The 21,405-nt window shown below is 74.0% G+C and carries 17 protein-coding genes and 2 pseudogenes; 7 read left to right on the top strand and 12 right to left on the bottom strand.

All coding sequences use genetic code 11. The features are described 5' to 3' along the window. Window positions 1–81 precede the first annotated feature (81 nt). Both H305_RS0114155 and H305_RS0114150 read right to left on the bottom strand, forming a co-directional pair. Entirely contained in the window at window positions 82–1,293 is a 1,212-nt protein-coding gene (locus tag H305_RS0114155; RefSeq protein WP_028800978.1) for an MAB_1171c family putative transporter, read from the bottom strand. A 6-nt stretch (window positions 1,294–1,299) separates the two neighbouring features. Further along, window positions 1,300–1,911 carry a hypothetical protein gene (locus tag H305_RS0114150; protein WP_028800977.1) on the bottom strand — a complete coding sequence of 204 codons (612 nt, stop codon included), beginning with the start codon at window positions 1,909–1,911 and terminating at the stop codon, window positions 1,300–1,302. Between the two features lie 312 nt (window positions 1,912–2,223). Between H305_RS0114150 and H305_RS0114145 the strand changes: the two genes are divergently transcribed. Then, entirely contained in the window at window positions 2,224–3,117 is an 894-nt protein-coding gene (locus tag H305_RS0114145; RefSeq protein WP_028800976.1) for a hypothetical protein, read from the top strand. On the opposite strand, the gene H305_RS0114140 is transcribed toward H305_RS0114145, so the two are convergent. From H305_RS0114140 to H305_RS0114095, 9 genes are all read right to left on the bottom strand, one after another. Further along, complete coding sequence (locus H305_RS0114140) at window positions 3,101–3,694, bottom strand: hypothetical protein (protein ID WP_028800975.1); 594 nt, start codon at window positions 3,692–3,694, stop codon at window positions 3,101–3,103. The genes H305_RS0114145 and H305_RS0114140 overlap by 17 nt on opposite strands. A gap of 39 nt (window positions 3,695–3,733) precedes the next feature. Continuing rightward, complete coding sequence (locus H305_RS0114135; protein ID WP_028800974.1) at window positions 3,734–3,961, bottom strand: Trm112 family protein; 228 nt, start codon at window positions 3,959–3,961, stop codon at window positions 3,734–3,736. Continuing rightward, window positions 3,958–4,863 carry a hypothetical protein gene (locus H305_RS0114130; protein ID WP_028800973.1) on the bottom strand — a complete coding sequence of 302 codons (906 nt, stop codon included), beginning with the start codon at window positions 4,861–4,863 and terminating at the stop codon, window positions 3,958–3,960. The genes H305_RS0114135 and H305_RS0114130 overlap by 4 nt, the downstream gene beginning before the upstream one ends. 15 nt (window positions 4,864–4,878) lie before the next feature. Then, the gene (locus H305_RS0114125) at window positions 4,879–5,613 is read right to left on the bottom strand and encodes a class I SAM-dependent methyltransferase (RefSeq protein WP_028800972.1); all 735 of its coding nucleotides are present in this window, start codon (window positions 5,611–5,613) and stop codon (window positions 4,879–4,881) included. Next, a complete protein-coding gene (locus H305_RS54745) occupies window positions 5,610–7,304 on the bottom strand; it encodes a condensation protein (protein ID WP_051370567.1) in 1,695 nt (564 codons plus the stop codon). The genes H305_RS0114125 and H305_RS54745 overlap by 4 nt, the downstream gene beginning before the upstream one ends. Continuing rightward, complete coding sequence (locus tag H305_RS45760; protein WP_078629035.1) at window positions 7,301–11,956, bottom strand: alpha-(1->3)-arabinofuranosyltransferase; 4,656 nt, start codon at window positions 11,954–11,956, stop codon at window positions 7,301–7,303. Before H305_RS45760 ends, H305_RS54745 begins: the two co-directional genes overlap by 4 nt. Next, window positions 11,953–12,768 (bottom strand): class I SAM-dependent methyltransferase, encoded by an 816-nt coding sequence (locus H305_RS0114110; RefSeq protein ID WP_420708064.1) that lies wholly within the window; start codon window positions 12,766–12,768, stop codon window positions 11,953–11,955. Before H305_RS0114110 ends, H305_RS45760 begins: the two co-directional genes overlap by 4 nt. A gap of 608 nt (window positions 12,769–13,376) precedes the next feature. Then, the gene (locus H305_RS0114100) at window positions 13,377–14,528 is read right to left on the bottom strand and encodes a glycosyltransferase family 4 protein (RefSeq protein ID WP_028800969.1); all 1,152 of its coding nucleotides are present in this window, start codon (window positions 14,526–14,528) and stop codon (window positions 13,377–13,379) included. 269 nt (window positions 14,529–14,797) lie between these two features. After that, window positions 14,798–15,775 (bottom strand): DUF3068 domain-containing protein, encoded by a 978-nt coding sequence (locus H305_RS0114095; RefSeq protein ID WP_028800968.1) that lies wholly within the window; start codon window positions 15,773–15,775, stop codon window positions 14,798–14,800. A gap of 265 nt (window positions 15,776–16,040) precedes the next feature. Between H305_RS0114095 and H305_RS53970 the strand changes: the two genes are divergently transcribed. Next, window positions 16,041–16,193 carry a hypothetical protein gene (locus H305_RS53970; protein ID WP_199791397.1) on the top strand — a complete coding sequence of 51 codons (153 nt, stop codon included), beginning with the start codon at window positions 16,041–16,043 and terminating at the stop codon, window positions 16,191–16,193. 41 nt (window positions 16,194–16,234) lie between these two features. After that, complete coding sequence (locus tag H305_RS0114085) at window positions 16,235–17,488, top strand: PucR family transcriptional regulator (protein ID WP_107440025.1); 1,254 nt, start codon at window positions 16,235–16,237, stop codon at window positions 17,486–17,488. On the opposite strand, the pseudogene H305_RS54740 reads toward H305_RS0114085, so the two are convergent. Next, window positions 17,482–17,598: pseudogene (locus H305_RS54740) on the bottom strand (IS481 family transposase); the annotation flags it as partial. The gene H305_RS0114085 and the pseudogene H305_RS54740 overlap by 7 nt on opposite strands. A gap of 221 nt (window positions 17,599–17,819) precedes the next feature. On the opposite strand from H305_RS54740, the gene H305_RS0114080 reads away from it, so the two are divergent. The 4 genes and pseudogenes from H305_RS0114080 to H305_RS0114065 all read left to right on the top strand — a co-directional run bounded on the left by H305_RS0114080 (window position 17,820) and on the right by H305_RS0114065 (window position 21,380). Next, window positions 17,820–18,593, top strand: a complete 774-nt coding sequence (locus tag H305_RS0114080) for an IclR family transcriptional regulator (protein WP_028800966.1) — start codon at window positions 17,820–17,822, stop codon at window positions 18,591–18,593. Then, the gene (locus H305_RS0114075) at window positions 18,590–19,441 is read left to right on the top strand and encodes an SMP-30/gluconolactonase/LRE family protein (protein WP_028800965.1); all 852 of its coding nucleotides are present in this window, start codon (window positions 18,590–18,592) and stop codon (window positions 19,439–19,441) included. Before H305_RS0114080 ends, H305_RS0114075 begins: the two co-directional genes overlap by 4 nt. Before the next feature lie 296 nt (window positions 19,442–19,737). Further along, window positions 19,738–19,839: pseudogene (locus H305_RS52365) on the top strand (carbohydrate ABC transporter permease); the annotation flags it as partial. A 35-nt stretch (window positions 19,840–19,874) separates the two neighbouring features. After that, the gene (locus H305_RS0114065) at window positions 19,875–21,380 is read left to right on the top strand and encodes an alpha-N-arabinofuranosidase (protein ID WP_028800963.1); all 1,506 of its coding nucleotides are present in this window, start codon (window positions 19,875–19,877) and stop codon (window positions 21,378–21,380) included. The last annotated feature ends 25 nt before the right edge of the window (window positions 21,381–21,405 follow it).

Below are 21,405 nucleotides of genomic sequence, written 5' to 3'. Positions count from 1 at the left end.
ACGGGTGGCCGTCCGGCCGCAGCGGGGACGTGGAGGCGCGTGTCGAGGCCCGTGCCGGGACGTTGTCCGGCCGGGCGGCCCTCAGCCGAGGTGCGCGGGTGCCGCCGCGGCCATGCGTGCGCGGACCGCCCTGATGTCGTCGGTGCGGCGCAGCGCCCGGGACACGGCTTCGATCTCCTCCAGCAGCTCCTCGATGTCCGGGCTGTCCAGCGGCGCGGGCGCCTCCGTGCGGGAGCGGCGCCTGGCGTCGACGGCGGCCTGGATGGTCACGGCGTGGGCGAGCGGGCGTGCCCGGCGGGCGTCGCGGCCCAGGTCCACGGCCGCACCGTAGGCCCGCCGGTCCAGGTCCCTGTCGATGTACCGGGCGAGATGGAGCAGCGCGTCCCGGATGAACGTCTCGCGCCGGGTGAGGCGCAGTTCGGGGGTGGCCCGCAGCTTGAAGGGGACACGGCCTCCGGTGGCGTTCCGGGTGAGCCGGTACAGCGGCCGCAGACGCCAGTGGCTGAGCCGGGTGCGGCCACGGCGGTGCAGGTACTGGCCGGTGTGCGGGAGGATGAAGCCCGCCGCGATGAGGATGGCGGAGACGCAGGCGACCGGCGGTGCCAGCGAGGTGCTCAGCCAGTCCAGGTCGTGCCCGGTCCACCGGGCGCCGACCGCCGCGGCCTTGGCGGCGTCGTAGGCCAGGTTCGTCGCGTAGCCGACGCCGAGGAGCTTCAGGCCCCCGCGCAGCCAGGCGTCGAGCCCGTCGGCGCGGATCCAGTTCCGGATGAGCCGGCAGCTGATCAGGCAGGCCACGGTGTGCGCGAGCAGATAGAGCACGATCAGTTCGCGCATGAACGGGGTGGTGGCGTAGTAGGTGTCGAGGTCGCGCACCCGCTCGACGGGCGCGTCGGCGAACGCGAACAGCACCCACAGCGCGACGACCACGCAGGAGTAGACGCTCACCACCCACCGGGTGGCGCGGCGGGTCGTCGCGGAGCGGTCGGAGATGCCGTTGCGCCAGGCGGTGATGAGCAGCAGACAGGACCCGCAGAAGGCGGTGATGAGGCTGTAGACCAGGGGCGCCGAGAAGTTCGGGACGCCGGTGGCGCGGTTGACCCGGGCGATGGTCGGTGGCGCCGCGAAGACGAAGGCGGCGCAGGCGAGCACGAGCAGACCGCCGACGGCCCGCAGCAGTGGGTCCTTCCACAGCTTGATGATGCTGGGCAGTTTGATCGCGAGCGCGGCGGTGAGCACCGCCGCCGGTATCCAGAAGGATATGTACAGGCCGTCGGCGAGGCGGGCGGGGCTCATCGCCGGTCAGCCCTGGGGGCCGCGGTAGCCCAGGGAGGCCTGGATGGCGCGGCCCACCGGGTCCACGGGCCCGCCGGCGCCCTTGCTCCGGGGGCCTGTCACCCAGGAGCGGAAGACGCTCGCGAGATGCAGGCCGAAGTCCTCGGCCTGCGCCTCGTCCGTCGCGTGGGAGCCGTTGCGGGCGGCGACGGTGAGCGCGACCTCCTGCCAGTCGGGTCGCTCCGACAGGGCGTGCGCGGCGGCCGCGGCGCCGGCGACGTGGTGGTCGCGGTGGCCCTCCTTCATGTGCCACAGCTCGTGGCCGAGGATGACGAGCTGCTGCACGGCCTCGGCGCGCTCCTCGACGATGACGAGATCGAAGTCGTGGAACTCCATCCACAGACCGGTGACCTCGATCTCGTCGGGGAAGCGCTCGAAGCGGAGCTGGACGGGGCGGCCGTCGCGGCGTCTGCTCATCTCCGCGCACAGGGCGTCCGCCAACTCCCGTACGTCGACCGGGGCGTCGATCCGCCCGCGCAGGGCGCGGCTGAGCTCCACGGCGAGGGCGTGCATCTCCGAGTCGGCCACCGGCGAGCGCAGGGCCGCCGCGAGCCTGCGGATGCCGCCGGCCAGTCTCATCGGCCTGGCTCCGCACGGTTCACGCGCGGACGTGCGAGCGTCTCGCGCAGGGTCGGCGGGGACTGGCTCACCAAGGGGCTCCCGGCTGTTGATGCGTCAAGTTCTCACACGTCACCGAGAGTACGGGCCCCTTCCGGCCCGTGCCAGGGTTTTCCGAACGATCTTTCCCGCCCGCGGGCCGGCCCGTCCGGGCACCGGGCCCGCGGGTGCCGCGTCCGCCCCCGTGGAAGGGGGAGGTCGAAAGGCCTGGGGCGGGCGCCCGGGTGGTTGTTAGCCTCCCCGGGGACCAGTCGTACGAAGAGGGAGTCCGCCGTGGCCCGCACAGCCGACCGCGCCCGTATCGCGCTCGCCACCTACCGGCCCGAGGAGGGGGAGATCAGCGCGGACCGGGACCTGCCCGTGCTCAGGGCCGCCCTGGAGGAGGGCGGTGCGGAGGCCGCTGTCGTCCACTGGGACGACTCCGCGGTCGACTGGGCGGCCTTCGACCTCGTCGTGATCCGGTCCACCTGGGACTACAGCCGGCGCCTGGCGGAATTCGTGGCGTGGGTCGAGCGCTGCGCGAAGGTGACCCGGCTGGCCAACCCGGCGGACGTCGTGCGGTGGAACTCGGACAAGCGGTACGTCGGCGACCTCGCGGCGGCGGGGGTGCCCGTCGTGCCCACCCGGTACCTCGCGCCGGGCGACCCCGTCGAGCTGCCCGGCGACACGGAGTTCGTCGTGAAGCCGACCGCCGGGGCCGGCGCACGGTATGCCGCCCGGTACCTGCCCGAGGAGCGGGAGACGGCCGTGCGGCAGCTCGTGCGGATGCACGCGGAAGGCCTGACCGCGATGGTGCAGCCGTACCTGAAGGGCGTCGACGTCCGCGGCGAGCGGGCCCTGCAGTTCTACGGCGGACGGCTGCTGCACGCCAGCCGGAAGGGGGCCGTGCTGGAGCCGGGGACGCCCTTCGACGGTGACAAGGTCCCGCATCCCCGGCTGGAGGTCTGGGAGCCGTCCGCCGCCGAACTGGCCGTGGCCGGGCGGGCGCTGGCCGCCGTGCCGGGCGGGCCCGACGCGCTGCTGTACGCCCGGGTCGACCTCGTCGACGGCGACGACGGCGAGCCCCGGGTGATGGAGCTGGAACTGATCGAGCCGAACCTCTTCCTCTGGCTGCACCCCGGGTCGGTGCCGGCCGTCGCGGAGGCGGTCCTCAGGGCCGCTCTCTGACGGCGACGCGCTGCAGCAGCCCCCAGGTGAACTCCGCAGCGCATTCCCGCGCGGCCCCCGACGCGTCCGGCGCCGTGAACGCCAGGCCCCAGCGCGTCGGCGCCGTGCCCTCCAGGGGGCGCACGGGGGCGAACGCGCGGGCCGCCTCGTCGACCGTGCAGGACCAGGGGAGAAGGTCGTCCACGGTGCGCAGTCCGGGGCCGGGCGCACCGGGGGCACGCACCAGCCACTCGTTCCAGGCCACGCCGTTCGGCGCGACGAGGACCTCGAAGCGCAGCTCGGGCCAGAGCGGGACGGGCCACAGCAGGGCCTCGCAGTCCAGGTCGCCGATCCGGCGCGGGGTGACTGACTCCGGCTCGCCGAGGACCGAGCGGTAGCGGGCGACCGCGGAGCGCGAGCGCGGGGCGTGCAGCATCGCCTGCCAGCGGCGGTTGGCCTCGCGCATGTCGGCGACACCGACGCCGAGCCGGTGGCGGGCGTCCTCGACGAGTCCGGGGTTGTGGTCGGCCATACGGCGCAGCAGGACCAGCTGGAAGTCGAGCGGGGTGAAGGGGGCGGTGGGGCGTTTGGCCGGCATGGGTCCATCGTCGCCCACCCGGACCGCTCCGTGGCCGGTTCAGGGGGCCACGCGTTTCAGCAGCTCCTCGTGCTCGTCCTCGGTGACCTGCACCCCGGAGGACGGCAGCAGCTGCGGTATGCCGTCGACGACCGGGTAGCGGCGACGCAGTCTCGGGTTGTACAGCGCTTCCTCCGCCGCCACCGACTCGTCCGGTACGAGCAGGTGGAGCGGCCCCTTGTCCAGCGGGCAGGCCAGAATCCTCAGCAGCGGGTCGTCCGGGTTCATGGGGGTGTCAACTCCTTGGCACCGATGGGAGGGCGGGGTGCTTCGTCGTGCTTGGGCATGGCGAGCAGGACGGCCACCGCGAGAGCGGTGCCCGCCAGGCGCAGGGCGAGCCGGACCGGGTCGTGCGGCAGCGCCTCGCCGAACGCGAGCGTGCCGAGCACCGCGGTGAACAAAGAGGTCACCGTCGTGCAGACCGGCACGATCAGCGAGGCCCGGCAGCGCTGGAGCGCCGCCTGCGACATGACCAGGCCGAACGCACCGGTGAACACGAGCAGATAGGGGTAGGGAGAACGGAGCAGGGCGAGGACGGCTCCTGCCGGGTCGTGGGCGGTCAGGCGGCTCGACACGCCCTTGATGGCCAGCGAACTCACCCCGTACAGCAGACCCACCGCCACGCCGTACTCGACGCCGGTGGTCGGCATGCGGTGCCGGTTCCGGGACCGGCGCTCGGCCGCTCCGTACAGCCAGACGCCCAGCGAAAGCGTCGGGAGGCAGACCGTGAGGATCAGCGGGGCGGGCGCGCCGCGGCTGACCGTGTCGGAGTCCTCGTTCAGGGACAGCACGACCATCAGCAGGGCGGCGAGGATCGCGCCGAGCGCGTACCGCTCGCGGCCCGTGGTCTCCTCACCGAGCAGCCGGGAGGAGAGCAGGACCAGCAGGACGAGCCCGGAGACGAAGATGCCCTGCGCCGCGGCGATCGGCAGCGTGCGGTAGACGGCGAGCTGGGCGGCGAACCCGGCGGCCAGGGCCAGTGAGCCGCCGATCCACAGCGGGCTGCCCAGCACCAGCCGCAACAGCCGGGCGGGGCGGCGGACGTCCACGTCGGGCAGGGCCGCCAGCGCGCGTTTCTCCAGGACGAATCCGGTGCTGTACAGGACGTTCGCCAGCAGTGCCGCGGCCACTCCCCACCACATGGGCTACGTCCTTCGTGCGTGCAGGAGCAGGATGGACGACAGGGACGGCACGGCGCAGGCCAGCCGGTCCAGGGGGCGCAGCGGACGCGGTACGCCGTGGAAGGGGGCGCCCGCCAGCCGTACGACCTCGAAGCCCGAGGCGGTCACGAACTCCCGCAGCGCGCGGGCCGTGTACAGCCGCAGGTGGCCCACGACCTCCTTGCCCGGGCGGCCGTGGATCGCCCGCAGGCTCACCTCGGAGAAGACGGGCTGGACACCGGCGAGGAGCAGGGCCCGGTTGTACCAGGCTGCGAGGTTCGGGGTGGAGAGCATCAGGTGGCCGCCGGGGCGCAGCACGCGGCGGATCTCGTCCAGGGCGGAGTCCGGGTCGGCCAGGTGCTCGACGACCTCGCTGAAGAGCACCGCGTCGGCCGACGCGGTCGCGAACGGCAGCCCGCCGTCACCGAGTTCGCCGCGGACCGCGTACGGCAGCCGGGCGTGGGCGCGTCTGAGCGCGTCCTGCGACCAGTCGACGCCGACCAGGCGGTGCCCGGCGAGCAGCGGGGCCGCGGTCGCGGCGGCGGTGCCGTCCCCGCATCCGAGGTCCAGGACGGTCCGTGGGGCCGCCGTGGCCGGGCCGAGCGCGGCGGCCAGCATGCGGGCCTGCCGCAGGCTGCGCGGCGTGCCGGAGGCGACGGGGACGGAGGGGTCCTCGTAGAAGTCGCGCAGCCCGCCGGGGGCCGGTGCTGTCGTCGTCATGCGCCGTTCGCCTCTCTCAGCTCCGTGGCGTGCAGATAGTGCTCGAAGAGGTCACGCAGATGGGCGCCGTCACCATGGCTGAGCAGCGTCCGCGACCAGCGCAGGGCGAGGTGCAGACGGCCCGCCGTGGACGCCGTCGTGACGGTCAGGCCGCGCGGCATGCGGGCGGGCGCCGAGAACCAGACCGCGTGGGCGCGGCCGGCCGCCTCACCGAAGTCCAGGGCGTACGGGATGCGGCCGATGTTGCTCAGCAGGACGGTCGACGTCCAGGACCCGGCGGCCCGGCGCAGCCCCCGGGTGACCGCGGCGCGCCAGGCGACGGGGACCACGGGAGCGGTCAGCAGGGCCGCGCCGTGGCCGAGTTGGGGGCGGTCCACGGATTTCAGGGCACGGGTGCGGTTCGCGGTGCGGCGCAGCAGCTCGGCCATCCGGTCAGCGTTCACCTCGTCCGGCGCGAAGGTGACTTCGACCAGCCGTGTGCCGTTGCCGATCGGCATGTCCGCGTCCCTCGTACGGTCGTCGACCGGCATGGTGACGCGCAGCGGGCGGGGCCGCGCGCCGTGCTCCCGGTTCCAGTGGGCGACCATCAGCACCGTCGCGGCCATGAGCTGGTCGTTCACCGTGTACGGGGAGCCCTTGGGGCGCCGCGGCACGCTCAGTTCGGTGACGAGCAGGCCGTTGCCCGCGGACGGCTCGGGGGTGCCGTGGGCGACCCGGGCGGGCGGGGTCCAGGTGGAGGGGCCCACCGCCTCCTCCGCCCCCGGCGCCTCAGGTGTCCGCACCGGGGGTGCCGTCGGGGTGTTGTCCCGGCCGCCGTACAGCTCGGCCGCCGTCGCCAGGATGCGCAGACAGGCGGGGCCGTCCAGGGCGGTGTGGTTGATGGTGAGGAAGAGGACGGTGCCCTTCCCTCCCGGCCGTCCACGGCCGGCACCGGCTGCCGCCCCGGTGCGGGCACCGGTGGCGCCGGCATCGGGACCGCCGTCTCCCGCCCGGGCGCCGCTGCCCGCGGTGGCGTCGGGGCCGCGGCTGTCGTCGCCGCTGCCCGCGCCGGTCGCGGTGCCGCCGGTGCCCGTCGCGGCGGCGCGGCTGTCGTCGCCGCTCCCGTCGCCGTGGGGGCGGTCCGCGACGCCGTGGGCCGGGGCACCGGCACCGTCCCCCGGCACGGGGCCCTCTCCCGCCGCGGGACCGCTGTCCGCCCCGGTGGGGACGGCCGCTGTCGTGGGGAGGGCCGCGCCCGTCCGGCCGACCGCGTCGGTCGCCTCGCTGCCGATCGCCGGGCCCGCGCCCTCGACCACCTCCAGCCGGATCGGCGGGGAGGCGGTCAGCGGGGGCGCGGTCAGCAGCGCCCGGGTCCGCGCGTCGCGCAGCGCGTCCCGGCTGGGGAGCGGGAAGGCCACCACGTCCAGGTCGGGTTCGCAGGTCAGCTCCCACTCGTAGCGCCGCCGGTACCAGGGGCGCGGAGCCTCGCGCATCAGGATGCGGGGATGGCGGCGGAGTGCCTCCGCGAACGCCGCCCTCAGCCGCTCCGGTTCGAGCCGCCCCGGCAGGTGGACCTCGATGTGGACCGTCTCCGGTTCCTCCTCCTGGAGGCAGTGCCGGGCGACCTCGTCCACCACGGGGAACGGGACGCGTAGGGGTGGCCGGGCCGGCCCGCCCGCGCCGTCCCGCGGGGGATGCTCCACAGCCGTCATGCGGTGTCGCCCCTCCCCGTACCCGTGCTCGTGCCCGTGCTCGTGTCCTGGCTCGTGCCCGTACCCGTGCCCGTGCTCGTGTCCCGGCTCGTGCCCGAGCTCGTGTCCTGGCCCGTGCGCGGACAAGGCTCCTCGGGCGGTGTGACCCTGAACCGCGGCTTGCGCAGAGCGATGCGCGCGGTCGGCGGGTCGGACTCGGCCCTCTCCGGCCCCGGCCCCCGGGCGGAGACGGTCGGACCGGACGCGACCCGGCGCTCCCCTCCCGCACCGGACCGCCCCCCTTCCGCCGCACCGGACCGCTCCCCGCCCGAAGCGGACCCCTCGGCCGTTCCCGGCTCCGGCGCGGCCGAGCCGGTACCCGGCTCGTCGGCCCGCGCCTTCTTCTCGAAGCCTCCGGGCAGCGGACCGGCCGGGGCTCCGCTCCCCGGCCCCCCGCTCGTCCCGCGCACCCGGTGCGGCAGTGGTGCCGTCGGGGCCTCCGACGATGCCGGCGGCTGTGCCGGCCGCGCGGCCGGGTCGGTGCCGGACCCCGGCTCCCGTACGCTCACCAGGCCCGCGAACAGTCCGATGAGTGCCAGAAGTTGGGCGGTCGGCCCGAAGGCTCCCTCGTCCGCGGACACCGGGGAACCGGCGCACGTCGCCGCGGCGATCCCGGCGCCGGCGAGCGCGAGGAACGCGATCGGGACGAGCAGGGTGTGCCGCCGTCGCGCGAGCAGGGCCAGCGCCGGCACCAGCAGGGCGAAGAAGCCCGCGACGACCACGCCGACCAGGGTGAGCGCGACGAGACCCGGCCAGAGACCGGGCAGCGGGGCGTCCGGCTGCGGTGCGTCGGGGTTGGGCGCGCGGCGCCGCCACAGCACGAGGCCCACGAGGGCGGCCACCGCGACGCCGCCACCGATCAGCCCCGCCTCGTACGTCGTCGACGGCTCGTACGACAGCGTTACCGTGCCGCCCGCGCCGGACGGGATCTGCCAGCCCTGCTGCCAGCCGTCGAGCCGTACCGGCGTGAGTTCCCGGCCGTTCAGCGTGGCCTTCCAGCCGTCGTTGTAGTTCTCGTACGTCGTCAGGTACGAGGCCGCGCCGGAGCCGACCGTCACCGTGCGGCGGTCGCCCAGCCAGTCCCGTATCGTCAGCTCGCGTCCGGCGCCGGCCGCCTCGTCCACCGTCCCGCGCGTCAGCGTCACGTCCGTGAGCGCCAGCGGCCCGGCGTCCCCCGACTCGACGCGATGGGAGCCGTCGGCGAAGTCCAGCGCCGCGTCCGCGCGCCCCTCCTGGCAGAGCGTCACCTCGACGCCCCGGCGTTCGACCAGGTCCCGCACCGTGCCCTTCGCGGCGGTCTCGTACAGCTTCCCGTCGACCGCGACGACCGGGCCCTTCCCGCACGGGAGCGAGAACGGGCGGGTGCCGGACGGCTGCGGGGTGCGGTACCGGTCGAGCGCCGGAACGTACGCCTCCGTTAGGCCGACCGGCAGCTGCAGATCGGCGTCGGCGACCGGGTTGTGGACGGTCAGCGGAGCGGTCTCGGTGACGGTGATGTCGAGGCGGTCGGTGGTGATGGGGTCGAAGCGGGCCCAGCCGTTCTCGTCGACGCCGACGACGGCCGCTCCGTCCGGGGAGCTGATCTCGACCTTGGCCGGCCGGGTCGACAGACCGCCCGCCGGGGCCAGCACGAGGGACGAGACAGGCTGCTTGTCCGGCCAGCTCAGGTGGATCGTCGGGTTGCCGCCGGCGATCCACGCCGTGGTGAGGTCGCCGTCGGTGAGATTGCGCGCGGACAGACCGGCGCCGAGCCGCGCGGTGGAGTCCGCCGTCGCGGTGATCCGGCTCTGCTGGTCGGGCGCCACCTCGTAGAGCAGCTCGTCGAGCTCGGCGCCGGGGACCGGGACCGCGCTCGCCTTCATGGCGTACGTCCCCGCCGTCGAGGTGGCGAAGCTGCGGTGCAGTCCCGCCTCCGTGCCGGTGGGGGAGAGCCCGGTGGGGTCGGTGGTGCGGTGCAGGGAGACGACCTCGGCCGACGCCGCGGACGCCTCCGGTCCCGAGGCGTCCGCGGGCAGCCGCAGCAGACGGGTGACCTGGACGTCCGGGAGGGCGATCTCGGCGAAGCCCGCGCCGGTGAGACCGGCGTGCTGCCGTGTCGAGTCCACGATCGTGATCTTCAGCCAGCCCGTGGACCCGGGGCGCGCCCTGACCGTCTGCTTCATGCCGTTCGGCTGGAGATAGCTGGTGACGGAACCCTTCTCCGTCTCCACCCGGATCCGCGTCGCCGCCGCGCGCACGCCGCCCTGCGCCAGCGGTGTCACCTCGAACGACGAGGGCACGTCCACGGACCCGTCGAAGCGGATCCGCAGCCACTGCCCGTCCGCCGAGCCCGCCGCGCCCTCGGCCCAGGCCGTGTCGGGGTTGCCGTCGAAGGCGTTCACGGGGTCGTACTGCGGAAGGTGGAACAGCCAGTTGCCGGTCGAGGACGCGGTCACCGAGCGCGCGCCGCGCAGCCGTGCGACCGTCTGGTGCTCGATGCCCTTCGTCGGCAGGATCTGGTGCGGCTTCCTCCCCGCGTCCTGCACGCTGTCGCTGTCGTTGCGCTGGTCGTGCGTGTACGTGTACGAGGTGTTGGCGTCGACCAGGCCGAACCGGGTGTCGGCGCGCCGCAGTCCGTCGCCCACCACCTGGACCTGCGGTGTGCCGAGACCGGGGTGGTTGTCGCCGGTGAGCACGGCGGCCCGGCCCCGTGCCGCCGGGTCGGCGGCCAGCGGCAGCAGCGCCTCGGGACCGCCGGAGACGACGGCGGTTCCGGCGATCGGTTTCAGTCCGGCCTGGCCGGGCCGCGGCACGTCCCGGTCGGCGGGCTCGTAGATCTCCACGGCCCGCCCGCGCGGGTAGAGACCCTCCACCTGGAGGGGGGTGTCGTTCGCGATCCGCCCGCCGGTCGTGACCGGACCGAATCCGGTCACCCGTCGGTACCCGGACTGCTCCAGGGTGCGGCGCACCGTGGCGGTGGGCACGTACCCGAGCTGGTCGGGGTCCAGGTCGTTGCGTACGACCACGTAGTAGAGGCCGGCCCGGCTCAAGTAGTCCGCGAGGCCCGGGACTTGTCCACCGGTCGTCAGTGCCTGCTCCACCGCGTCCATGGCGCGCCGGTTGCCCGGGGTGCCGAAGGGCACGTAGTCGCGCTCGGCCCAGCGGGAGCCGGCGAGCACGTCCAGGGGCTCGTCGATCGGGGAGCCCCAGGTGTAGATGCCGTGCGCGGTGGCGGGCACGACGAGGGCGCGGGAGTCCGGCGAGTACTTCTCCAGCCAGTCGGCCGTGGTCCGCCAGTACCTGGGCAGCTCCCGGAACGAACCGGGCTGGAGGACCGACCCGTTGAGATACGGCCAGGCGAGCCCGGGCAGCACCAGCACCGCGGCGATCAGCGGGGCGTAGCGCCGGCCGCGCACCGGGCGGGCGCCGCGCGTCTCGGCCGCGACCGCGACCAGATGGGCCAGGCCGAGGACGAGCGCGAGGGCGAGCCCCGTCTGGAACTTGTAGATGTTGCGGAAGGGGACGAGCCAGCCGTTCAGCCAGTCCTGGACCACCCCGTGGAACGGCGCGCCGAACGAGCCGCCGTACCCGGCGAGGGTGACGAGCGCGACCGTGAGCACCGTCAGCACCAGCCAGCGCCGCTCGGGCATGTCCCGTCTGGCCAGTCCGGCCAGGCCCAGACCGGCCGCGAGCGCCGAGCAGACGATCACGACCACGGAGGACGCGACGGTCCAGCCGGCCGGCAGCCAGGCCTCCCCGAAGTTCAGGTAGGCCACCCAGTTGCCCGCGCCGCGCAGCGACTCGGTCGCCGACATGGTGGCGGTCGTCGTCGCCGAAGTCTCCACGTAGGGAAGGAAGTTCTCGCCGTAGACGCCGAGCACCAGCAGGGCGATCCACCACCAGGCCGTCGCCAGGATCACGCCCGGCACCCACCAGGCGATCAGCTTGCGCCGCCGGGGCCCGCGCGGGCGGGACAGGAGGTACAGGCCGGCGGGGAGCAGCGACGCCAGGGTCGACGCCGCGTTCACCCCGCCCATGAAGGGGACGACGAGCGCCGAGCGCAGGGCCGCGATCCGTGCGGCGTACCGCTCGTCGGCGAGCGGCAGCAGCACCCAGGGGAGGAAGGCACCCGGCAGCGCCGCCGCGGAGGTCGAGCCGACGACGATCGTGAAGACCGGCCACAGCGCGTACGCGACGGCGGCGAGCAGCCGGGAGGCGGCGCCGCCCACGCGCAGTCGTTCCGCCAGCCGCAGCGCGCCCCAGAAGGCGACGGACACCACGAGCGACAGCCACAGCCGCTCCGCGAGCCACACCGGCAGGTGGATCAGCCTGCACAGACCGTAGAACGGCAGCATCGGCCACGCGTAGCCGACGTACTGGTCCTGGAGGCCGCCGAAGCCGCCCCGGTCGTGCCACAACTGGCCCAGGTCGGAGAGGAACTGCCACGGGTCGAGTGCCACGCCGAGCTTGGTGTCGAACGTCGCCCGTCCGGGATGCACGGCCAGGAAGAGGACGAACACCACGGCCCAGAAACCCAGCAGCCAGCGGCGCGAGCGCGGCCCCTGCGGGGGGCCGGCCGCGGTCGTGGCGGGGCGGACGGCTGCCGGGGGAGGAGCCTGGACCGTGCTCGTCATGGTGGACACCGCCGGAGGATGAGGAGGAGGTTCCAGGTGGCGAACTCGCGCAGTCCGGGCGTCTTCGCGACGGCCGACGCGAGGAACGGCCAGTAGCGGGAGCGGGCCGCGACGACCGTGACGTCGTCGCGGGCGCGCACCTGCCGCAGGGTGCTGCCGATGTGCACGGCGAAGAGGTTCTCGCCGAGGGTGTGCTTGGCGTCCCTTCCGGTTCGGCGGCGGTAGCGGGCGCGGGCCCGCTCGGCGCCGAGGTAGTGCCAGGGCGCCCACTCGTGGCCGCCCCACGGGGACAGCCAGTTCGTGAACGACACATAGATCAGGCCGCCCGGGCGGGTCACCCGGACCATCTCGCTCAGGAACGTCTGCGGATCGGCCACATGCTCCAGCACGTTGGAGGAGAAGCAGACGTCGGCGACACCGTCCGCCAGCGGCAGCAGATAGCCGTCCGCGACGACCGTCGAGCCGGGGGACGGGGGTCCCAGCTCCCTGACGTCCGGCTCGAACAGGTAGGCGTGGGCGCCGCGCCGCCGGAACTCCTCGGTGAAGTACCCGCTGCCGCCACCGACGTCGACGACGACGCGGCCCTCCACGGGGCCGTACGCCTCGACCTGGTCCGCGGCGTCCCGGGCGAGCAGCGTGTAGCAGGACTCGGGGTCCTCCTGCTCGCGCAGAAAGGCCCGGAAGAGCGCGAGGGAGCGCCGCAGCGAGGGGTCCTTGAACCCGGCGCCCCGGGCGCGCTCGGCACCTTCGCCGACCTCGCCGTACGCCGCCCGTCGGCCCCCGGCGTCCCCGCCCGGTGCCGCCCCGGCCATCGCGTTTCCCGTGCCGTCCGCCGCGTGTGGTGCCTGGGGGGTCCGCGTCGCCGCCCCGACGGCCTCTGCGCCCTGCGCGGCGGCCGGGGCGTACGCCGCCCCTCCGGTTTCCGGGTCCCGCACCGCGGCCGAGGGGCGCGCCGCTTCCGGCGCATGCGCCTGCGGAACCCGTGTCGCCCCCGCCGTCCGTGGGCCGTTCGCCGCTTCCGCGGTCTCCGGCGTCCGCGCGTTCTCCGGGACGCCGGCGGCTCCCGCCGCCCGGGCCGTCCGAGGGGCGGCCGTCTCCGTGGCCTGAGGGATTCCCGCGGTCCGCGGGGCGTGCGCGGCCCCGGCTGTCTTCGGACCCCGCGCCGCCTCCGTGCCGTCCGGCGTCCGCGCGCTCTCCGGGACGCCGGCGGCTCCCGCCGCCGGAGCCGCCCCCGGGGCGTGTGCCGTGTCCGGGGCTGTCGAGACCCCCGCCGCTCGCGGGGCCTGTGCGCTCTCGGCGGTCTCCGGGACTCCTGAGGCGTGCGGCGCCCCGGCGGGCCCTGGGGCTCCGGCCGGTCGCCCCGCCTGCGGGGTGTGCGCCGCACCGGCCGCCTGTGCGTCGGGCCCGGTCCAGGGGGACGTCATGGTGTCCAGCCCCTCACCGCCTCCGCGGCCACCGCTCCGAACCGGCGGACCGTGTGGTTCCAGCGGTAGCGGGCCGCGTGGTCGCGGGCCACCCTGCCCATCAGGGTGCGACGCTCCGTGGACAGCGCGAGCGTGCACCAGGCAGCGGCGAAGGAGGACTCGCCGCGTGCCAGCAGGCCCGTCCGGCCGTCGACGATCGAGTCCCGCAGCCCGGGCACGTCGAAGGCGATCGCCGGGGTCTGGCGGGCGGCGGCCTCGGTGACCACCAGGCCCCAGCCCTCGACGGCGGACGGGTGGAGCAGCAGCCACGCCGCGCACAGCAGCCGGTGCTTCTCCGTCTCCGAGACATGTCCGGTGAACTCCACGTGGGGACCGGCGAGTTGTCCGAGACGCTCCCGCTCGGGCCCGTCGCCGACGATCACCAGCCGGCCGCCGGTGACGGGACGCACCCGCTCCCACAGCCGCAGCAGCAGATCGATCCGTTTGTACTCGACGAGCCGGCCCATCGCCACGAACAGCGGTTCCGGCGACCGCGGGGCGCAGGGCCCCGGTTCCTCGACGCCGTTGTGCACGACCCGGATGCGGTCCCGCTCGACGCCGATCGCGCGCAGGGCGTGTGCGGTCGACGGCGAGACGGCGACCAGCAGACCGCCGCGCTGCGCACCGGCCAGGGCCCAGTGTTCGAGTCTTCGTCCGAGTCGGGCGGCGGGGGCCAGCGGTCCGCCGAACCGCATCCTCCACAGGTCGGTGTGGACGTGGTTGACCAGGCACAGGGTGGGCCCGCGGTGCCACAGCGGAGCCAGATAGGGCAGGCCGTTGCACACCTCCACCAGCAGGTCGCAGTCGCCGACCTGGCGGTGCAACGCGGGCCGTGCGCGCAGGAAGTGGCCGAGGTCGCCGCCCGCGGACACGACCCGGTAGTCGCGGTAGGCGGCCGGGCCGCCGCACAGCAGTGTGACCTGATGGCCGAGCCGGGTCAGTCCTCCGGCCAGCCGGTCGACCAGGAGTTCGGAACCGCCCGCCGCCGGATTGCCGAGGTCGCGGCGGGCGAGGAAGACGATCCGGCGCGGATGTGGGGGGAGCGCCGGAGGGTACTGCGCGGAGCGCGGGAACGCGGTGCGCAGCGGGGAGGGCACGTGCTGGGGCATGGGTGCTCCAACTCGTCTCAGGGTGCGGAACTCAGCGTGGGGGGTGGGGCTCGGTGCGGATTCACACCTTCCGGTCCGGTGACGCGTCTTCCGCAATTCCTCCTGTGGACGACGCGCACGATCCGACGAACCGTGGGGGACGTGGGGGTTCGCTGTAACGGGGATGTGGGCGGGCTGTGCTCGGGTGGGGTGGACAGTTTTCGCCCAGCCGTTCCCCGCGGCTACTCACCGGGGTGACAATTTCAGGCCTTTGTGGAGCTGACGGAACATCACATCGTGAGAGAAGGGTCGGAAGAGTCGGGCGTATCGGGACCAGATCGCCCGCGTGCCACCAAAAGGGCCCCCGCGGCGGCGAGGACGAATCCCAGCACACCGGCACCGATCGGCACCGTCTGCCCCACCATGCGCAGCCGGCCGCTTTCGCTCTTCGCCTGCTTCACCTGGTCCTTCTGCGTCGCGGTGTCGAACGCCAGCTTCCGGCTGTCGAGAAGCACCGCCGCGTCCTTCGTGCCGCCGGGGGCGCGCAGCGTCCGGCGCGGGCCGACCTGCGCGTAGATCACCCGTCCGGTGCGCTGGTCGACGACCAGCTCGATCAGGTGGTTGGCGTACCACTCCTCGGCGAGCACCTGGCTGCGCTCGGGCTCCCCGACCAGAACGCCCGGCACCTGCCGGGTCCCGGTCCGGGTGGCCGGGACCGTTCCGGTGAACCGGTAGCCCTCGTACCCGCGGATCTTCTTGGCGCCCCGGTAGTGCAGCGTGACCGTCGCGCCCAGGGAGTTGTCCCACCAGCGGTAGGCGCGTTTTTGCACGTCGAAGGGGAACTTGAGGTAGGCCTCGCCCTCGAAGTACGGGTGCTCCTTGCAGCAGTGCGCGGGAGCGTTCGTCCGGCGGTCGGTCACCCAGCGGCCCGGCACGAACTCCAGCGCGTCGTGCGGGTCCGCCGCCGGCAGCGACTTGTCCGTGTCGACCGTGGTCGTCACGTCCCAGACCGCCTTGCCGCTGCGCCCGCTGTCGGCGACGTCGCCGCGCACCTGCTGGGTGACGGTGATCCTCCGGTCGGTCACGGTCCTGGCCTCGTCCACGTCGAAGACGCTGCCGGTGCCGGTGTAGACGGCGGTCGTGTCGATGTCGATGGGGTTCACGGCGGCGCGTGGTTCCACGTACCAGGCGAGCAACGGGGCCAGCACGAGCAGGAAGGTGCCGAGACCCAGGAGGATCAGCGAGAGGGGTGAGACCTTGCGGCGCATCCGGGCACTCCAGGGGCGTGAGGAGGCTCGACGCACGGGGTTTATCGGGTGGTTCGAGGCGATACGGGTGCGTCGACACCAGGAGGGAAAGTGCACGTGCGGTATGGGCCGGGAACCGTAGGCGCACCCTTGACGGAGTGTCAATGCATTGTCGAGACTGGCTCTGCCGGACGGGGCCGGCGTGGGCAGTGACCGTGGGACCACTCGACCGGTGGCCGCACGGGTCCGGGTGGGGACGACCTCCGACAGAGAGGCTGACCCTGCGATGTCCAGACTGCTCGCCGCCGCGCTGACCGTCGTCGCCGCCGCCCTGCTGGCGGTGGGTGCCGCGCTCGGGATCGTCGCGCTGCTCGACGCGACGCCCGACCAGCCCAACACTCCGTTGATCACCTACGAGCACGCCGGCCAGGAGCGCTGACCGTGCCGGGCCGCAGAGGTGCGCCGGAGGCGGAGCGCGTGGTGCAGATACGCCCCGGGCCCCTCGCCGTGCGCTCGGCGTGGCGTGACGTTCCCCGGCTCCAGGTGCGCCGGTTCGCGGCCATCGCCATGGCCGAGGCGCCCGCGCTCGCCGAGGAGATCCTGCGCGAGATCCGCCGCGAGTACCCGCATCTGCCGCTCGTGCTGGACGACTCCGGCGAGCCGATGGCCCTCGTCGGCATCCGGCGTGCCATCGAGGTCTTCGTGCAGCAACTGGAGGCGGCCGAGGGCAGGCCTCGCGTCCCCCCGGAGGTGTTCCAGGAGTTCGGCCGGGGCGAGGGCCTGCACGGCCGCACTCTCGACTCGCTCCAGGCGATCTACCGGCTGGGGGTCAGACTCGCCTGGCGGCGGTTCGCCGAGATCGGGCAACGCGTCGACATCCCGCCACCGGCGATGTACGAGCTCGTCGACGCCGGATACGAGTACCTGGACGGCCTGGTGGACCAGTCCGTACGGGGCTATGCCGAGGCCGCGGCGCGGCAGGCGGGGGAGCGGCTGCGCCTCCAGCGGCGCCTGATGGAGCTGCTGTTCTCCGAGCACAACCACCGGGGCGACCCGGCCGAGGCGCTCGTCGAACGCGCGGCCCGTGTCGGCTGGCCCCTGCCCGACCGGGTCGCCGTGGGCGTGCTGCTGCGTCCGGCCAGGGAGGCGGTCGCGCCCGCCGTGGGACAGAGCGTGCTGCTCGACATGGAGTACGAGCAGCCCCGCATGGTGGTGCCCGAGCCCGACGCCGCCGGCCGGCCGGAGTTGCTGGACCGGGCGCTGACCGGCTGGGCCGGCGCGATCGGGCCGCCGGTGCCGCTGGCCGAAGCGGCGAAGTCGCTGCGCTGGGCGGAGGCCGCCGTACGGCTCATGGAGCGGGGGCTGCTGCCGGCCGGAGGGGTTCTGCACTGCACGGAGCACACCGAGGCGCTGGTCCTGCTCCAGCCCGAGGAGCTCATCGACGACCTGGCGCTGCGGTGCCTCGCTCCGCTGGAGCACTGCGGGCCCACCCACGGCCGCCGTCTCGCCGAGACACTGCTGGCCTGGCTGGAGACCCGCGGCGGAGCGCCCGAAGTGGCCGCCCGCCTCGGCGTCCACCCGCAGACGGTCCGCTACCGCCTGCGCCAGATCAGGGAACTGTGGGGCGACGAGATCGACGACCCGGACCGGCGCTTCGAGCTGGAGCTGGTACTGCGGGCCCAGCGCCTGCGCGGCGAACTCGGCGACCCCCGAGCCCGCCGCCAGGGGTATTGACCCGCAGCGTCGTTCACACGGCTGACCGGTGGGTGGCCGCGGAGCGCGGTGCGGCTGCGGTGGTTGTAGATGTGCAGGAAGTCCCTCAGGGCGGCGGCGCGTTCGTCGTTGCCGGCGACGAGCGGACACCCTGCAGAGGACGGGTGACGGGCCGGCCGGTCAGGCCGCGTGCCGCCGTCCGGCCGGCGGCGGTGTCTTGCCGTCGCACCGGCCGCGGCCCGGTATCGGTGGTACCACCGCACCGGGCATTGCCCGGCCGAGCCCACGTGACTAGCCTGTGTTCGTCATGCCGATCGTCTGTTGAAATTTCGAACATAGGGAGGGGTCGGTTGTGGGACGCCTCGTACCTGCCGTGACCCGGGCTCTGGACATACTGGAGCTCTTCCTCGACGGGGACGGGACTCTTTCCGCCCCCGACATCGTGCGCAAACTACAACTGCCCCGCACCACCGTGCACGAGCTCGTCACCACGCTCGCCGCGCGTTCGTACATCGTCCAGGTGCCCGGGCAGCCGGGACGCTATCGGCTCGGTGTGCGCCCGTACCAGCTCGGCAGCCGCTACGCCGAGCAGCTCGACCTGGCCGCCGAGGGGCAGCAGGTGGCCCGTTCCGTCGCCGAGACCTGCGACGAGACCGTGCATGTGGCCATCCTCGAAGGCACCGACGTCATCTACATCGCGAAGGTCGACTCCACGCACGCCGTGCGCATGGTGTCCGCGGCCGGCCGGCGGCTGCCCGCGCACTGCACCTCCGTGGGCAAGATGCTGCTCGCCTCGCTCTCCGAGCCGGAGCTGACCTCGCGCGTTCCCGACGACGCCGAACTCGTCGCGATGACGCCCAACAGCATCACCGAGTCCGCCGCCCTGCGCGAGGCCCTCGCCGAGATCCGCCGGCGCGGCATCGCGGTGGAGAGCCGCGAGTCCAACCCGGACGTCAGCTGCGTCGCCGCCCCCGTCCGCGACCGCACGGGACAGGTCGTCGCCGCGCTCTCCATCTCCGTACCGATGATCCGCTGGAGCGACGAGCGCCGCGGCGAGCTGGAGCAGCTCGCCGCGAAGGGCGCCGCCGAGCTGTCCGAGCGGCTCGGTCACCGGAGCATCGGATGAGCGCCGTCGAGGTCGCGGTCCGCGCGGACGCCGCCCTCGGAGAGGGCCCCACCTGGGACGCGGGCGCCCAGCGGCTCGTCTGGGTCGACATCCTCGGGTCCCGGGTGCACACCTACGCCCCGGCCTCCGGGCGCCGCACGGTCATGACCACCGAGCAGCACGTGGGCGCGGCGAAGCCGCGCGCCGGCGGCGGCCTGGTCGTCAACCTCCGTGACGGCGTCGGGCTCTACGGCCCGCCCGGCTCGGGGGAGGCCTTCCGCTGGCTGCACCGGGAGCCGGTCCCCGGCCGCCGCGCGAACGACGCGGCGGTCGCTCCCGACGGCTCGCTGTGGTTCGGCACCATGCGCTACGACGAGGCACCGCGCGGCGGCACGCTGTCCCGGATCACCCCGGACGGCGCCGTGCGCACGGTCCTCGACGACGTCGCCGTCAGCAACGGCACGGGCTGGAGCCCGGACGGCCGGCTGATGTACTACATCGACTCGCCGACCCGGCGCATCGACGTCTTCGACGTGGACGCGGACGGACTGCCGCACGACAGGCGGCAGTTGGCGGCCGTCGAGGACGGCTTCCCGGACGGTCTCACCGTCGACGCCGAGGGGTGCGTCTGGGTGGCCCTCTGGGACGGCGGGGCGATCCACCGCTACGCCCCCGACGGGACCCTCGACCGGGTGATCGTCCTGCCCGTCCGCCGCCCCACCGCCTGCGCGTTCGGCGGTCCCGGCCTGACCGACCTGTACATCACCACGGCCCGCACGGGCCTGGACGCCCCGCACCCGCTCTCCGGCTCGGTGCTCGTCGTCCCCGGCGCCGGAAAGGGGCTGGCGCAGCCACCTTTCGCACACTGACGCACAGGTCTGCGTCCCCCCGGGTGACAGGCGGTGCAATCCGGCATCGCGGTCTGCTGATCGGTCGGGGGGACCCGGCGACGCTGGAGCCCGAGCGGCCCGAGCGGCCCGAGCGGCCCGAGCGGCCCGAGCGGCAGGAGTACGACCAGGTCCTGGACACCGTGGTCGCGTCGGTGTCGGAGACATGCCACTCCCAGCTCGTCCGGGCCGACAGCGTCGCCCGGGGCCGTGCCCAGGCCGCCCGGTCCACCGTCAACCTGTTCGCCGGCGGGCTGACGGCGGCCCTGAGTCACCGCGCCGGGGGCCTGCTGGCCGGACTCCCGCTCGTCGTCGTCTTCGTCTTCTTCCAGCGCCAGATCGTCGCCGGTGTCGCCCACACCGGCCTCGCCGGCCAGTGAGACCCCGCCGCTCGTCAGCTCTCCGGAGGGAAGCCATGCCCCGCACCGCCCGCTTCGCCCTCGACCCCGCCTTCACCGTCGGCGCGGTCGACCCCCGGCTGTTCGGCTCGTTCGTCGAGCACCTCGGCCGCTGCGTCTACACCGGCATATTCGAGCCGGGCCATCCCTCGGCCGACGAGGCGGGTCTGCGCACGGACGTGCTGGAGCTCGTCCGCGAACTCGGCGTCACCGCGGTCCGCTACCCCGGCGGCAACTTCGTCTCCGGCTACAACTGGGAGGACTCGGTGGGACCGGTCGAGGAGCGGCCCCGCCGTCTCGACCTCGCCTGGCGCTCCACCGAGACCAACCGCTTCGGGCTCGGCGAGTACATCGCCTTCCTGAAGAAGATCGGCCCGCAGGCCGAGCCGATGATGGCGGTCAACCTCGGCACGCGCGGTGTCGCCGAGGCCCTGGCACTCCAGGAGTACGCCAACCACCCCTTCGGCACGGCCCGTTCCGACCTGCGGATCGCGCACGGGGCCAAGGACCCGTACGGCATCCGGCTGTGGTGCCTCGGCAACGAGATGGACGGACCCTGGCAGACCGGCCACAAGACCGCCGAGGAGTACGGCCGTCTGGCGGCCGAGACCGCCCGCGCGATGCGGCAGATCGAACCGGACCTCGAACTTGTCGCGTGCGGCTCCTCCGGGCAGGGCATGGAGACCTTCGCCGCATGGGAGGCCACGGTGCTGGAGCACACCTACGACCTCGTCGACCACATCTCCCTGCACGCCTATTACGAGGAGACCGACGGCGACCGGGACTCCTTCCTCGCCTCCGCCGTCGACACCGAGTCCTTCATCGAGAACGTCGTGGCGACCTGCGACCACGTCGGGGCCCGGCTGAAGTCCGCCAAGAAGATCAACCTCTCCTTCGACGAGTGGAACGTCTGGTACCAGAGCCGTCCCAACCCGCACCCCGTCGAGGACTGGCAGGAGGCACCGCGCATCCTGGAGGACGTCTACACCGTCACGGACGCCGTCGTCTTCGGCTCCCTGCTCATCGCACTGCTGCGGCACGCGGACCGGGTCACCGTCGCCTGTCTCGCCCAGCTCGTCAACGTCATCGCGCCGATCATGACGGAGCCGGACGGACCGGCCTGGCGGCAGACGACGTTCTTCCCGTTCGCGCAGGCGTCGAAGCACGGGCGCGGTGAGGTCCTCGACGTGCGGGTGGACTCGCCGACGTACCGGACGAAGAAGTACGGCGAGGTGGACCTGCTGCACGCCACCGCGGTGCGCGCCGAGGACGGCTCGGTCACCGTGTTCGCCGTCAACCGCGACCGGACCGCGCCGCTGCCGCTCGAAGTCGTCCTGAGCCGGCTGGACCTGACGACCGTCGTCGAGCACACCGCGCTGTCCGACACCGATCCCGACGCCGTCAACACCGCCGACGACCAGGAGCGTGTCACCCCGCACCCGGTCGACGGGGCGGCGCTCCGGGACGGCACGCTGACCGCCGTCCTGGAACCGCTGTCGTGGAACGTGATCCGGCTGCGCTAGGACCCGCCCGCCCGGCCCGCGCGGC

The organism is Streptomyces sp. 142MFCol3.1, from assembly GCF_000424945.1.
Lineage (GTDB): Bacteria > Actinomycetota > Actinomycetes > Streptomycetales > Streptomycetaceae > Streptomyces > Streptomyces siamensis.
This window is presented reverse-complemented; position numbering and strand designations above follow the sequence as displayed.